Genomic DNA, 14,900 nt, shown 5'->3' on the forward strand with positions numbered 1-14,900 from the left:
ATTTGTCGAGTTCAAGTTTTAGGTTTGGTAAAATAAAAAACTTCTCATCCCTTGTAGGGACGAGAAGTAATATCTCGCGTTACCACCCAACTTTAAGCCAAAAAGGCCACTCGACAAAGGTACGGGAATTAAAATCCGATACCCCCTTCTTATTAACGGGGAAGAACCGTCCAAGCCTACTAGATAACGTTCAGCCGGCAGCTCGGGAGGGAACTTCACCTATCATCACACATAGAAGAGTTTTCAGTCGAGACTCTTCCTCCCTGAAAGGTAATAAATAGCTTACTTTTCTCCGTCGTCGCTTTTGAAGATTTAATTAATTGTATTATAACACAGGTATGAAATATGGTCAACTTAAAACCAGAGCCCGATATTCGGACTCTGGTTGGATGACTTATTCACGTTCTACCTAGAATTAGGATCAAGTAAAGAAAACTTGGCTGGCACCCACGAAGACACTGTCTTTCGCACGTATTAACCCTTCTTGCAGTAGGTAACGAAAGTTTTATACTTACTGATAAGTACTAATAAGGCTACAGCGATTGTGTTCAATGCCGCGGTGTAATATAACTTGTCAATTAATCTGCATTTTGCCATGAATTTCATCTCAAAACATAGTATAACCCATTTATTAAGTTTTATACAAAACCACAAAACTTTTTTCTATAGGTGAATGTATAGCTATTCTGATCTTCTTAACTTAACTCATGAATGAACAATCCGCTTCTCAGCTTCGGTTCAAACCAAGTCGATTTTGGGGGCATCAGCTGATCAGCATCGGATACTTCAAACAACTCATTTATTGAAGTCGGAAACATGGAAAACGCAAGCTTCATGTCACTGTTGGCTCTTTTTTCAAGTTCTTTAAGGCCTCGTATTCCACCGACAAAGTCTATTCTTTTGTCTGTTCTTATATCTTTGATATTGAGCACTGGAGTTAACAAATGATTTTGCAGCACGGCAACATCGAGTCCCTCCACAGGATCAGTTGAACGGATCTCATCCTTGGCTGTTAACTTATACCATACTCCTTCTAAATACATCCCAAATGTAGCCTTTTCACTCGGTTTAAAAGGCTCAGCCCCCATTTCTTGAACGAGAAAGGCCTTAGCTACTTCAGTTAAAAAACCATCTTTACTATAACCATTTAGATCTTTTACTACACGGTTATAATCCAAAATCATCAACTGGTCATGCGGGAAAAGCACAGATAGGAAGAAGTTAAATTCCTCTTCTCCAGTATAGCCTGGATTTTCCGCCCTTCTTTTTAAGCCTACTTTAACCGCTGAGGCTGTTCTATGATGTCCATCTGCAATATAGATGCTGTGTATCGTTTTAAATTCTTTAGAGATTGTTTCGATGTTGCTTTGATCAGCTATTTTCCATATCGTATGTTTAACTCCGTCAGGGGCTATAAAATCGTATAATGGATTTCCCTTCTTGATCGCTTCGATCACTTCATTGATGATTTTTTGAGAACGATACGCTAAAAATATAGGACCAGTTTGAGCATCACAAACATCCACATGGTTTATTCGGTCAATTTCTTTGTCTTCTCGCGTTTTCTCATGTTTTTTAATGACGTTATTAAGGTAATCATCAATCGCTGCACATCCTACTAAACCAGTCTGAGAACGACCAGCCATCGTCAGTTCGTAAACATAGTAGCAGTTCTGACTTTCTTTAATTAAGACACCTTCCTTGAGCATATCACGAAGACTATCTCTTGCTTGTTCATACACCTTAGTATCATATGGATCGAAGTCCTCAGGAAACTGAGTCTCAGCTCTATCAATTTTTAAAAAGGATAACGGCTCTTTTATTACTTCTTCTAAAGCTTCTTGGCGATTATAAACATCATAGGGAAGTGCTGCCACTTTATTTGCCAGATCTCCTCTAGGTCTTACCGAATTAAAAGGTCTGATCGTAGCCACTGCTCTACCTCCACTCCTAAAGTTCTACCGAAGAGTGCGAAACGAAATCAAGGATCAAAAGCATTTGGTCCCCTTGACTCCATCGTCCTATTTAATGATTCTTACTTTTAAAACTCCGTTAATCTCTCTTATTTTATCGGCTAATTCAGGAGTCAAAGGGGATTCAGAATCAAGTATGGTATAGGCGTACTGTCCTTTGCTTTTATTAATCATGTCTGGTATATTAATGTTTTCTTTAGCGAACGTTGCTGTGAACTGACTTAACATGTTCGGTATATTTTTATGATTAATGGCGATACGTCCAGCATTATTGCAGACTCCCATGTCACAGCTGGGATAATTAACTGAATTCTTAATATTACCATTTTCAAGGTAGTCAATTAATTGTTTGACTGCCATTATCGCACAATTGTCTTCTGATTCACTCGTCGAAGCTCCTAAATGAGGAATGGTAGTTACTCCTTCAATGCCACAAACCTTAGGGTTTGGAAAATCCGTAACGTATTTACCGACTTTTCCAGACTTCAAAGCCTCAACCATATCATCATCAATGACCAAAGTATCTCTTGAAAAGTTTAGTATTTTCACGCCATCCTTCATCATAGCAAAGGAATCTTTGTTGAACATTCCTTTAGTGGAATCGGTTAAAGGTATATGAACCGTAATAAAATCACATTCTCTAAAGATCTCTTCTAAAGACTTAGCTTGTTTAATAAATTTAGAAAGCTTCCAGGCAGCATCCACAGAAATATATGGGTCATATCCGTAGACTTCCATGTCCAACTTATTTAAGGCATTAGCAACTAGAACTCCGATCTGACCAAGTCCTATGACTCCTAGTTTCTTACCTTTAATTTCTGTTCCAGCAAACTTTGCTTTATTCTTTTCAACCAGCTTGGCAATGTCTGGGTCTTCTTGACAAGAATTCACCCAGTTAATTCCTCCAAAAAGGTCACGTGAAGCCATAACTAAGGATGCTATAACAATTTCTTTTACGCCGTTGGCATTAGCACCCGGGGTGTTAAAAACAACCACTCCATTTTCAGCACATTTTTCCAAAGGAATATTATTAACCCCAGCTCCTGCTCGAGCAATAGCCTCTAGTGAAGGAGGCAGCTCTTGATCATGAAGGCTTGAGCTTCTCACCAGGACTGCATTGGCCTCATTGAAATTATTGACCATTTCATAGTCATCAGTAAAGAGGTTTAATCCCACATTGGCGATATTATTTATACAATTAATTTTAAACATGATTACTCCACCCCACAAATTATTTTGTTTAATCTCTGCTTCGATTATTTTGTTTGATTTTCTTCTTCAAATTTCTTCATGAATTCAACTAAAGCCTTAACACCTGCCATTGGCATAGCATTGTAAATGCTTGCTCGCATGCCGCCTACAGTTCTATGCCCTTTCAAATTCTCGAATCCAGCAGCTTTAGCTTCCTTGATAAATTTAGCATCCAATTCATCGGAACCTGTAACAAACGGTACATTCATTAACGATCGGTCTTTCTTTACAACCGTTCCTCGAAATAGCTTACTGGAATCAAGGAAGTCGTATAACATAGCTGCCTTTTCTAGATTGATTTTCTGCATAGCCTCGAGCCCACCCAGATTCTGAACCCACTTAAATACTTTGCCGCAGATATAGATTCCATAGGCTGGAGGGGTATTATACAACGATTTGTTATCTGCATGAGTTTTATATTTTAACATAGTTGGAGTCCCTGGCAATACATCCTCAGTGATCAAATCTTCGCGAATGATGACTACTACAACTCCTGCAGGACCAATATTTTTTTGAACCCCGGCAAAAATAAGACCATATTTTGTTACATCTACTGGTTCCGATAGGATATCTGAGGACATGTCCGCAACTAGGATTTTTCCTCCTGTTTCAGGCAATTCATTATATTTCGTTCCATAGATAGTATTGTTATGACAAATGTAAACATAATCCGCATCATCCGAAATCTTCAGGTCCTTTAGATCCGGTATATATGAAAACGTCTTATCATCCGAGGAAGCTATGACATTAATCTTCCCATATAACTTCCCTTCTGAAATAGCTTTTTTGGCCCACTGTCCAGTATTAATGTGATCCGCGACTTTATTTTTCATTAAGTTCATGGGAATCATGGCAAACTGTTGGGATGCCCCGCCTTGAAGGAAGAGGACTTTGTAATTATCAGGAATCTTCAGTAAATCTCTCAATGTATTTTCAGCATCTCCAATAATCTGTTCGAAAGCTTTCGAACGATGGCTCATCTCCATAACGGACATGCCTGTACCTCTGTAATCTAACATCTCCTCCGCCGCTTCTCTAAGCACCTCTTCCGGCAACACCGCTGGACCTGCTGAAAAATTATATATTCTTGCCATAATAATAAATCCTCCTTTATTCATCGTTATTTAATCAATGTTGCTTTGTAATTTCCGCTTGTGACAAATAAGTCAATAGTTTCCTTAGCATTGTCCCTTTAGATGAGTAGTATCATAAAATTCTCCTTTTCTTAAAATTTCTAATTAAAATGTCTCAAATTGGATGTCTTTGAAAAAAACAAAACCCACCCCATCATTGGGGCGGGAATTCCGCGGTGCCACCCAAGTTCTAACCGATTTAGGGTACATGAAAGCAAACGCTTTAAAATAAATAAAACCTCTCATCCCAATTAGGGACGAGAAGTTATTCCCGCGTTGCCACCCATGTTGCCGAACCGGCCAACTCATGTCCGCGCTATCGGGCGGAACCCGTCACAATTCATCATTGGCCACTCCAGGATGGAATTCTTAAGCTCTGTAGACTGACTTGCACCGACCGTCAGTTCTCTAAACTTCAGAGGCTTAGAACTTCCCTTCATTGTGTTAGGTGTCTTTTAAACTAATATGATTCTAATCGATCCAAGTCATCATGTCAAGTCATTATTTATCATATTTATCTTTTATCTACTTTTCACTTCTTGATCAGTGAGAGTTTCAGGCATGGACGATAGTGCCTGGTGGGTGGACTTATCATAAAATCGTCAAACGTAGCCAAAATCCTAACCTCCTGCAGCTATTAAATTCATAATACCAACGTAATACTCAATATCCGTATTGCTCACTGTAAAAGGATTCTATCCGATTAACAAAGGGCTAACCGTTTATTCAGACTTCAGCAGAACATTTTTCTGCTCTTAAATCCTCAACAATAGCTTTAAGTGCCACTGGGAAAGGGATCACGCTTAAGTCTTGGAGTGAAACCCAACATCGCTTATCGGGATATTGAGGGACTATCCTCGAATCCAAGCAATACTCTCCAACTGCTTCTTTGAGTAAAGAAACATCCGCAGGTTTAGCTTCGAGCGGTTCGGGCAGATCAATGATGATCCAACAGATTCTCCAGCGTCGGTGACTGAATGTGTACCAGACCGGTCCGTGCAATCTTAAGCCCTGCCTGAATTGTGCTTGCACCTGCTCGTCAAATGCTCGTTCAGGTACAGCCTTTTGAAAATATTCAAGCCACGCCTCATATTCAAACATGGGAAGACTATCGTTAAAACCATCCTCCAGACTTAATTCCACTCCAGGGAACTCCCAAAGATCTGCCAGCAGCCCCTGTGAAGGGCGTTTCTGAATAAACACCTGGTCCTCCCGTCGCAGCACAAAAGTTAAACGGGTCAACACTTGACGCTTTGCTTTTAATTTTTTCACAGGGTAGCGATGAGCGTTGCCTTGTAGATAACCTTCGCAAGCTTGGGCCAGCGGACAATTTGCACAATCTGGTTTCGTGGGGGTACAAACCATCGCCCCTAGTTCCATCAAAGCCTGATTAAAGTCTCCTGGCCGAAGAGCCGGTTGCCATACCATTAACTGGTCGTTAAAGTGACGATAACTTCGCGCCGTCTCCACCGGCTCAGACCAAGCTAAGAGGCGAGATACAACCCGCAAGACATTGCCATCGATTGCTGCAACGCTCTGCCCAAACGCAATGCTCGCGATTGCTCCTGCCGTGTATTTGCCGATACCTGGTACCAATAAAAGTGCGTTATAATCAACAGGCATTTTCCCATCGTATTGATCAAGCAGATAACGGGCCCCTTCCCACATACGACGAGCCCTGGAATAGTATCCTAGTCCACTCCATAAAGTCAAGACATCCTCCAAACTTGCCGTCCCCAGTTGCGCTACACCGGGAAAGCGTTGGAGAAATCGTTCATAATAGGGAATGACAGTCTTCACCTGAGTCTGCTGCAGCATGACTTCAGACACCCAAATTGCATAAGGGTCTCCCGTCCTTCGCCAGGGCAAATCTCTTTTTTCCACTGAATACCAAGCCAAAAGAAGGGCTGAATGACTGTGTTCCCCTGTTATATCTGTCAGAACATCGTTTAATATAACCATTGCAAGTATCTCCCGGAACTCCCCTTATTCGGGGATTAATGTTTTTTAATCCTAACCACAAGAGTCTGTAAGGTGCACGCAAGAATAAATTTAACCGTTATCGGAAACTTTAAGTGTGATTATACGAGGAGGTAAAGATATGACCGAAAAAAATATTCTTGCTTTTTTTAAAAGTAAGGAAACAGCAAATAACGTTGCAAATCAGATGAAGAACTTAGGTGTGACAGATATTCAAATAGATCGTTTTAGTATATACCCTCTTGGAAGTTCGGATCAATCTGCAAACCCTGTAACTGGTGCTACGCCTAGTCAAGCTACACTAACTTTAGGTGCAAATGGCGGCCAAGACACCGGGATCTTAGCATCTTCAAATGTTTGTGCAAGCGGTATGAGCGACGGTGGCCAAGCTCCAATATCTGGTCGAGATATTCTTGTAGCAGCCGTTGTTGATGAATCAGTTTTTGATAGAGCAATACAATTAATCAAAGATGCCGATGGTATCGTTTAATTATTACTTTTTAACCGCTGATTTCTCATATATAAAAATAAATCAAGAGCAACCATGATTAGATTTAAAGCGTAAAGATAGACTACGCTATCAAAATTATAAAAAATCTTATTTAAAATCCCAGCAACATAACCAATTAGAACAATAAATAAAAAGAAGGCACTTTTCCCATTAGTTGATTTGGATTTGTAAGATTTATAAATGGAAAACGGCCACGCCGCTCCAAAACATACTAACATAATAATTTCGAAAATGCTCATTTAAACCCCCGCTTTTTAAGATGACTTATGATTTATAGCCACTGCCTATTAAATAAAACTCTGTTTCATCAGATATCGTAATTATTCTCCTACTTGTTGATGAGGATCAGTCCAAGAACACAAAATACTACTCCAATAATTTGGTTCAGGGCGAATCCTTCTTTAAAGAATAATATGCCGATAGGAATAAGCATAATTGCAAGAATAATATTGGCTACTAAAGAGCCAACATTTATGTTCCACCCTACCCTGTAAGCTAATAAATATCCCAATTCTAGGCCAACGATTGTCACACCAAGGGCAACGCTAGTCCAATTTAGTTCATTGAAGGATTCAAGAAATCGTTTATCCGTTTTATAAAATTGAGATGCAACTACGGTCAGAATCGCCGCAGTCAAGTAGGTTATAAGCAAAGCTGAAAAGGGATTAACATTTTGTGGTGTCGATTTCTGACACACATGATACACAATATTTGAAACAACTATAAGTACGATGGGGAATACATACAAAAACATCATTTCGCCCTCATTTATTCGTCTATTTAAACTTCTTACCATAAACCGTAAAAAAACGATAACTAATGCCACTAGTTGTTCCAGAAACTCTTGATCGTTTTACAAATACTCCCTGGATTAGCCACATAGCGAATCATTCCCCATTCTTCGGGAAACAGCTTCTTATACGATGTTAGAGAGAAACGTTCATCGATCAGCAACACGATGCCTTGGTCTTCTTCCGTTCGAATAACCCGTCCCACTGCCTGTAATACCTTGTTGAGTCCAGGATACATATAAGCGAATTCGTATCCCTGTCCATTTCTTGACTCGTAGTAGGAACGAATAATCTCCCGTTCCATGCTAATTTGGGGCAAGCCAACTCCTACAACGATTGCTCCAGAAAGTCGATCCCCTATTAGGTCGATACCTTCACCGAAGATCCCACCCATCAGAGCAAATCCAACCAGGGTTTGAGCGGGGTTAGTAGCGAAGGTTGCTAAGAACTCTTCCCGTTTCTCTTCTGCCATGCCTGAAGTTTGACAGATCACCCTAACCTGTTGGTAATGTTCTCTAAACCTCAGATAGACCTCGTCCAGATAATCATACGATGGGAAATAAACAAGATAGTTTCCCGCTTTGTGTTCAATGGCTGTGGCGATAACTTCGACGACCTGATCATAGCTGGCGGTACGCTGCTTGAACTTGGTGGAGATACGATCGTTGATAAGCAAGCAAAGATTCGCTGCGGGAAATGGTGATGTCAACTTTAGTTTATAAGACGTTTCCTCTCCACCTAAAACGTTCATGAAGTATTCCATTGGGCTCAAGGTCGCCGAAAACAGTACTGCTGCCCGACCTCTTCCTAAAGCTTCTTTCAAGCGCACGGAAGGATCAAGGCAAAACAGCTTCACTCGAAAATCCACATCAACCTGCTGCCGGTAGGTGACGTATCGTTCATCATAACTGTCCGCGGTTCTAATAAAGCTCAACGCCAGGAAGTACTGTTCAACAAGTTGTTCGCGCCAAACAAAAAATTGATCATTTGTTTTAAGGAACTGTTCAACCTCTTTGACAAAGTTACGCAACGCTTGGACAAGTTTAGTTGGCGGCTCTTTTTCCACACTTGCTCCACTTCCGCTGACTTCAATGCAGCGTTTTCTCTCTTTGATCAAGGCTGAGTTAACTTTAGTCAAGCTTTTAGTCAGCCTGAGATCATCTTCTTTCGTGAGCCTTCTAAGCTTCAGCCAAGACTCTTTGCCCAGCTCTGCAGAAAACATCTCCCGTGCCCGTTCAACCAAGTTGTGTGCCTCATCCACCAAAAAGGTGTACTCTCCGCCGTCGAGGAAAAATCGCCTTAAATAGACACGCGGATCAAACACATAATTATAGTCACAAATAACTACATCCGCCCAGTTCGCTAATTCTAAAGAAAATTCGAAGGGGCAAATTGAGTGCTTGTGGGCATATTCCTCGATCACCTGACGTGTCCAGGCGTCCTCTTTAAACACGTCCTCTACCGCCGCGGACGCTCGGTCGTAATACCCTTTCGCAAAAGAACATTCCTCCGGCAGGCACGCCACCTCGGGGAGAAAACACAATTTCCGTTTAGCTGTTAGGGTCAGCCGCTTAATCTTTAGACCATCCTTTTGCAAATCATTTATGGCTTTCTCAGCAACCGTTCGGGTGATGGTTTTCGCCGTAAGATAAAAGATCTGAACTGTAAATCCCTCGGCCATAGCTTTAAGGGCCGGAAAGAGGGTACCTATGGTTTTCCCGATCCCTGTAGGGGCCTGAGTAAATAGTTTTTGGCTCTGTTGAATCGTCTTGTAAACTGCTACCGCCAGCTCCCTTTGTCCAGGCCTGTACGTTCTGAAAGGGAATAGCATCAGGCGAATGCTAGCATCTCTCATGACCGACCACTCTTGCAGTTGGCGCGCCCACATTAGATAACGTTCAATCAGACTAAGGAAGAAATCCGACAGTTCTGCCCACGAAAATCTTTTCGAGAATCTCTTCGTTTGAGCGGTATCCAGTTGAAAATAAGTAAGCTGAATTTCCATCGTTTCTAAGCCTTCTCGTGTAGCGTACATAAAAGCATAACACTGAGCTTGGGCCCAGTGCAGGTCGCTGAATGTTTCATCAATATGACTTAAATCCAGGGAAGTCGTTTTAATTTCGTCAATACATTCACCGGACTCTTTCTTGATGACTCCGTCGGCCCGACCCTTGATTTGGAGAATGAGGTCTTCTTGAAGATAGTTATAACTCAGCATTACTTCCGGCATGTACTCCGCACCACTTATTTTCTGGATATACTGATGCGCTTTGATCCCCTCTTGGGCCCGCGAGGCTCCAATCGAACCCGGTTGCAAGTCTCCGTGCCTGAGAACAAATTCGACCAGATTGCGTACCGATACCTTTATAGTTGTCACTGTTCAGATCCTTCCTGAAAAAGTTCCTCTTTCATTATAACTTAATCACATTGAAGCTGTCTTCTGGTACAGGCCCGACTTGCTGAAATGATGCTTTTTAACTATTTCTTGACCGTTTCTTAACAACTTCTTAACAACTTCGTCATAAATTACGAAGATTTTCGATATTTTTGGAGAGTATAATTTATAACTGTAAAAACTTTTTGAAATGAGATGAGTTTGAGTTGAGTTTAAGCTTTACAGCTAAAGCAACTAAAGCTAAACGACTAAAAGAAACTAAAAGTATTCCTGACCGACTCCAATTTTTAGACCAAACCCGTGGTTTGATTATGGTTTTTATGGCGCTAGATCACGCCCTGTTTTTTTGGAGCAGTGGGCGTATGAATAATGAAGGATTACCGCTTTTGCTTAATGGTACAGTAATCTTTAATCCTCTTGGAAGTTCGAATATTATTGCTTTTATGGTTATGTTCTTGTCTAATCTTTGCGCACCTGGTTTTCTATTTATAGCTGGTTATGTTTTAGCGTTATCCATTAAAAAGCGTGAACTGAAGGGTATTTCCAATTGGAATATAAGCTATTATTTATGGCAGCGGGGAATGTTATTAATATTATTAGAACTCTTCATTGCTTCTCCGGCCTTTAATCTCCCTTTATTTATACAAGCTAAAACATTTTCTATACTTACTGTAGGAACTTTTTTTTCATTTAGTGTCTTATCTACTATTGGAATCGGTTTCTTCATCCTTGTATTGGGACGCCATATTTCTCCTTGGAAACTTTTTGGATTATCTGCGGTTCTCTATTTATTAACGCAATGGTTCATTCCGACTCTTACCCATAACTTCCCACTGCAAACAGCGCTAGCACAGACTTGGCAGGCTATTCTGGTTTTACCGGTTCCCTTTTCACCGCGCCTGCTTGTGAATAATAACTTTCCTGTGATTCCCTGGTTTTTTGTGATGGCCCTTGGTTGGCTGTACGGGCATACATATGTTGAACAGCAAGGCATTGCTTATGAAGCTAAAAGGTTTGCTGTCTCCGGTTTAGCTAGTTTAGCCCTTTTCTTTATTTTCCGGTTCGCTAGGATAGGCGATTACCTTCTTCCAGATGGTACTTTTCTAGGCTTTTTTGGGCTTTCTAAATACCCGCCTAGTCCAGACTATTTTCTACTTTATCTTGGTCTTGTTTTTTTATTGCTGTTTCTATTTTTTAAACTACCAGAAACCTCAAGAATCGGTGGAATATTAGCAACCTTTGGTAGAGTTCCACTTTTCTTCTATAATACTCATCTCTGGCTTTATGCTGCAGTACCAGCAATACTCTCCAGTTTTAATAGGTTTTCGCTGGCGTTGGGAGTTGTTTTCTGGCTTTTAGGTTTGTTAATCCTTTATCCTCTCTGTCATTGGTATTTGAGCTGGCGAGCGACGCTCAAAACTCGTTCATCGCTCAAAACCTTTTCATCTAACATAGATATACATTCGGAAAGGACTGAATAGATGATCTCTTCCATGGACTTTAGAGCTATTAAAGCTTTCGAATGGCCTAAGAAATACTTTTTTCAATTGTGCCTGATGGCAATTGTTCTATTCTTTATTTTTGCGCCATACCGTTCTTCTCATTACTCCTATCTTTTACTAGTGGTGACCTTTTGGCGATTAAAACATGATCGTCAGCCGATTTCTTGGAAACGTTTCTTATGGCTCGGGATTCCCTTAGTAATTTTTCCGATTTTAATGTGGCAATACTTTCCACCCTTTTGGAATAAGGTTGTTTATTGGCAACTAGGTACTCAAACCCACCTATTAGATTTGGACAACCTCTTTAGGGCAATACCTGGCAACGATGGTTGGATGTTCAGGGTGATCCAAACCCCTTGGCTGACAAGTTATTTCCGCTGGATTTATGCTAATGGATTCACTCTTCCCGTACTTATACCCATCTTCCGGTCCTTTCTAGCTAAGGATTCTCTAAAGATGATCCGTTATAGTTTATCGTCTCATATCTTACAATTCATTTTAATTTTCCCCTTTTATCTTACGATTCACGTTAACGAAGTCTGGTATGTTCTAGGTCACCCTGATGGAATGGCTCGTAATCTTTCGGCAGCTGATGCAGCTGTGGTTGTAGTTAATTGTTTTCCTTCCATGCATACTTCGATAGCCTTCGCTATGCTCTTGCTGGCCTGGAGAGAAAAAGATCAACTATTCCGCTGGGTTTGGACACTGTTTTGTCTGTCAATCATTTATTCCACTCTTTATCTCGAAATCCATTGGATTACAGATGTTATCGCAGGAATTATCTTGGCCCTTGCTGCAGTTAGACTTGGGGACTGGATTATCGCGCATACACGGGCCCAGGTTCTCGCCTTGAGGAATCATGATCAATTCTTCCCTCAAGGTCAAACCTCCACACGTTTAGACAGAATTATACAACCTAAAAGACCATAAATGCTACAGATATTTCGCGGATGTTGTTCATCACAAAAACTTTATCCAATAGTATACAACTTCTGATTACATGAATGAAGAAAGTTTCGATTCGGATTAGGAACTTAATCAAAATTGGATCTGAGCAGGGAATTGACGGGGCTGTGCTAAAACTTGTTACTATATTTTTCACATCCCCACTTTTGCTTCTATATCATCAAAACACAAGCGTCCTCACTCCACTTTAATAGTGAAATGAGGACGCTTATTGATTGTTGTAACCACTTGAAATTTTGGAGACTGAGTTTTCACACATCCCCTTGCTAGGATAAATGCATCCTACTTTGACTTTGTTAAGCGTGGCAAGTTCCAGAATTCCTTCTTAAGTGGAACTTCATAAGTAATCTTCGTATAAAGTTCCTTATCATACGTTTGGCCCTTTAAAAGATCAACCAGAAAACGCTCACCATTACTTTTATTTTCAATAACGACCATACGACTAGGATTGCTCTGTGGTCTTTCCAATCTAAAATCCCCTTTGATTTTTTATTGTTATTTTAGCCATTTCTCTATTATTCTATAAATTCAAAGCGAATTCCTGCTACTTATTCACTCTGAAGGTCTAGAAGTTTTATCCCAGAAAAAATGGGGTGTGATTTTTGTCACACCAAAAGATCTCCCTAATCACAACCCTTTACAACGATTTGACTTAAACTAAGCTTAGTCGACTTGAGTTAAGCAAAATTTAATAAATTTAGGGGGATATAAAAATGAGTATGTTTTGTTATCAATGTCAGGAAACAGCCAAAGGAACCGGTTGCACAATCAAAGGTGTATGCGGGAAAACCGAAAATGTTGCTAATTTACAAGACCTTCTGATCTACACTTTAAAAGGGATCTCCATTTATGCGGTTCAAGCACGTGCACTGAATATTGTCCGTCCGACAATTGATAAATTCATCATGGAAAGTCTTTTTATTACGATTACAAATGCTAACTTCGATCGGAGTCGATTTGTGGCCCGGATCCAAGAAGGTTTAGTCTTACGCGAAGAACTTAAACAAGACATCCTTAAAGCTGGTGGCACAATCCCCATTAACCTACATGATGCAGCAACTTGGACAGCAGCTGCCGATGAATTTGAAAAGAAAGCAACTTTCGTTGGGATCTTGACCACGGAAAACGAAGATGTTCGTTCATTGAGACAATTACTGACCTACGGTTTAAAAGGGATTGCCGCTTACGCCGAGCATGCGTATACTCTAGCATACAAAGAAGAAGGTATCTTCGCTTTCATTGAGAAAGCCTTGGCTGCCACTCTCGATGACACGCTCGAGGTAGGCGAACTTGTTGCCTTAGTCTTGGAGGCTGGGAAATATGGTGTCGATGTAATGGCACTTCTCGATAAAGCCAACACCACAACCTATGGGAATCCTGAACTCACTAAAGTAAACATTGGGGTTAGGAACAATCCAGCTATTCTGATCAGTGGCCACGATCTGAAAGACCTCGAAGAATTGCTTATCCAAACGGAAGGTACGGGCGTGGATGTCTATACCCATGGTGAAATGCTCCCCGCCCACTACTATCCTGCTTTTAAGAAATATGATCACTTCGTCGGTAACTACGGCAATGCTTGGTATAAACAAGATAAAGAGTTTGATTCCTTTAACGGCCCAATTTTCTTGACTACCAACTGCCTTGTACCCCCTAAAGATTCCTACAAGGATCGCATCTATACAACTGGTGTTGTTGGCTTTGAAGGGGTTAAGCACATCGCTGACCGCGTAGACGGAAAGGCAAAGGATTTCTCTGAACTCATCGAACATGCCAAGAAATGCCCTGCCCCAACTGAAATTGAAACCGGCGAAATTGTCGGAGGATTTGCCCATAATCAAGTTATGGCGCTGGCTGACAAAGTCGTGGATGCTGTTAAAACTGGAGCCATTAAACGTTTCTTCGTCATGGCTGGTTGTGACGGTCGCATGAAGAGTCGTGACTACTACACTAATTTCGCCGAAGCATTGCCTAAAGACACAGTAATCCTCACGGCTGGATGTGCGAAATACAAATATAATAAACTTAACTTAGGAGACATTGGAGGTATTCCGAGAGTACTCGATGCTGGACAATGTAATGATTCCTATTCCTTAGCTGTTATCGCCCTGAAACTAAAAGAAGTTTTTGGCCTAGAGGATGTCAATCAACTTCCAATTTCCTATAACATCGCTTGGTATGAGCAAAAGGCTGTTATCGTCTTACTTGCCCTTCTTCACTTGGGCGTGAAAAATATTCACTTAGGACCGACACTTCCTGCCTTTTTATCCCCCAACGTAGTTAAAGTCTTGGTTGACAATTTCGGAATTGCTGGGGTAACCAACGTTGAAGACGATCTCAAATTGTTCATGGCCTAAGATTAATACCCCATTCTGGAACAAGATCTATACCAAAAAAC

12 protein-coding genes and 1 other annotated feature are annotated in these 14,900 nt (G+C 40.8%); of the genes, 4 read left to right on the forward strand and 8 right to left on the reverse strand.

The genetic code is table 11. From position 1 onward, the window contains the following. Nucleotides 1-52: 52 nt before the first annotated feature. Nucleotides 53-308: a binding site (T-box leader), on the reverse strand. Between the two features lie 387 nt (nt 309-695). The 4 genes from DSBG_RS13535 to mutY form a co-directional block, all read right to left on the reverse strand. Continuing rightward, nucleotides 696-1,934 carry a DUF1015 domain-containing protein gene (locus DSBG_RS13535; protein WP_068964846.1) on the reverse strand — a complete coding sequence of 413 codons (1,239 nt, stop codon included), beginning with the start codon at nt 1,932-1,934 and terminating at the stop codon, nt 696-698. Between the two features lie 87 nt (nt 1,935-2,021). After that, nucleotides 2,022-3,185, reverse strand: coding sequence for a phosphoglycerate dehydrogenase (locus tag DSBG_RS13540; protein ID WP_068964847.1), 1,164 nt, complete (start codon nt 3,183-3,185; stop codon nt 2,022-2,024). A gap of 44 nt (nt 3,186-3,229) precedes the next feature. Then, complete coding sequence (serC, locus tag DSBG_RS13545) at nt 3,230-4,318, reverse strand: 3-phosphoserine/phosphohydroxythreonine transaminase (RefSeq protein ID WP_068964848.1); 1,089 nt, start codon at nt 4,316-4,318, stop codon at nt 3,230-3,232. 765 nt (nt 4,319-5,083) lie between these two features. Beyond that, the gene (gene mutY, locus DSBG_RS13550; RefSeq protein WP_083236864.1) at nt 5,084-6,319 is read right to left on the reverse strand and encodes an A/G-specific adenine glycosylase; all 1,236 of its coding nucleotides are present in this window, start codon (nt 6,317-6,319) and stop codon (nt 5,084-5,086) included. Between the two features lie 139 nt (nt 6,320-6,458). Here mutY and DSBG_RS13555 point away from each other — a divergent pair, with 139 nt between their 5' ends. Further along, complete coding sequence (locus tag DSBG_RS13555; RefSeq protein WP_068964849.1) at nt 6,459-6,827, forward strand: hypothetical protein; 369 nt, start codon at nt 6,459-6,461, stop codon at nt 6,825-6,827. On the opposite strand, the gene DSBG_RS13560 is transcribed toward DSBG_RS13555, so the two are convergent. The 3 genes from DSBG_RS13560 to DSBG_RS13570 form a co-directional block, all read right to left on the reverse strand. Then, nucleotides 6,824-7,087 (reverse strand): PQ-loop domain-containing transporter, encoded by a 264-nt coding sequence (locus DSBG_RS13560; protein WP_068964850.1) that lies wholly within the window; start codon nt 7,085-7,087, stop codon nt 6,824-6,826. The two genes, DSBG_RS13555 and DSBG_RS13560, sit on opposite strands and share 4 nt — an antisense overlap. An 89-nt stretch (nt 7,088-7,176) precedes the next feature. Beyond that, nucleotides 7,177-7,602, reverse strand: coding sequence for an EamA family transporter (locus DSBG_RS13565; RefSeq protein WP_068964851.1), 426 nt, complete (start codon nt 7,600-7,602; stop codon nt 7,177-7,179). A gap of 71 nt (nt 7,603-7,673) precedes the next feature. Further along, complete coding sequence (locus DSBG_RS13570) at nt 7,674-10,016, reverse strand: ATP-dependent DNA helicase (RefSeq protein WP_068964852.1); 2,343 nt, start codon at nt 10,014-10,016, stop codon at nt 7,674-7,676. Nucleotides 10,017-10,240: 224 nt separating this feature from the next. Here DSBG_RS13570 and DSBG_RS13575 point away from each other — a divergent pair, with 224 nt between their 5' ends. Both DSBG_RS13575 and DSBG_RS13580 read left to right on the forward strand, forming a co-directional pair. Then, nucleotides 10,241-11,515, forward strand: a complete 1,275-nt coding sequence (locus DSBG_RS13575) for a heparan-alpha-glucosaminide N-acetyltransferase domain-containing protein (protein ID WP_068964853.1) — start codon at nt 10,241-10,243, stop codon at nt 11,513-11,515. A 12-nt stretch (nt 11,516-11,527) separates the two neighbouring features. Further along, on the forward strand, nt 11,528-12,466 hold the full coding sequence (locus DSBG_RS13580; protein WP_242877618.1) for a phosphatase PAP2 family protein: 939 nt from the start codon (nt 11,528-11,530) through the stop codon (nt 12,464-12,466). Between the two features lie 318 nt (nt 12,467-12,784). Here DSBG_RS13580 and DSBG_RS13585 read toward each other — a convergent pair whose 3' ends face one another. Continuing rightward, a complete protein-coding gene (locus tag DSBG_RS13585) occupies nt 12,785-12,970 on the reverse strand; it encodes a hypothetical protein (protein ID WP_009620598.1) in 186 nt (61 codons plus the stop codon). A gap of 245 nt (nt 12,971-13,215) precedes the next feature. Here DSBG_RS13585 and hcp point away from each other — a divergent pair, with 245 nt between their 5' ends. Continuing rightward, complete coding sequence (hcp, locus tag DSBG_RS13590; RefSeq protein ID WP_068964855.1) at nt 13,216-14,859, forward strand: hydroxylamine reductase; 1,644 nt, start codon at nt 13,216-13,218, stop codon at nt 14,857-14,859. Nucleotides 14,860-14,900: the final 41 nt, after the last annotated feature.

Source organism: Desulfosporosinus cupriresistens (genome assembly GCF_001707885.1).
Classification (GTDB): domain Bacteria; phylum Bacillota; class Desulfitobacteriia; order Desulfitobacteriales; family Desulfitobacteriaceae; genus Desulfosporosinus.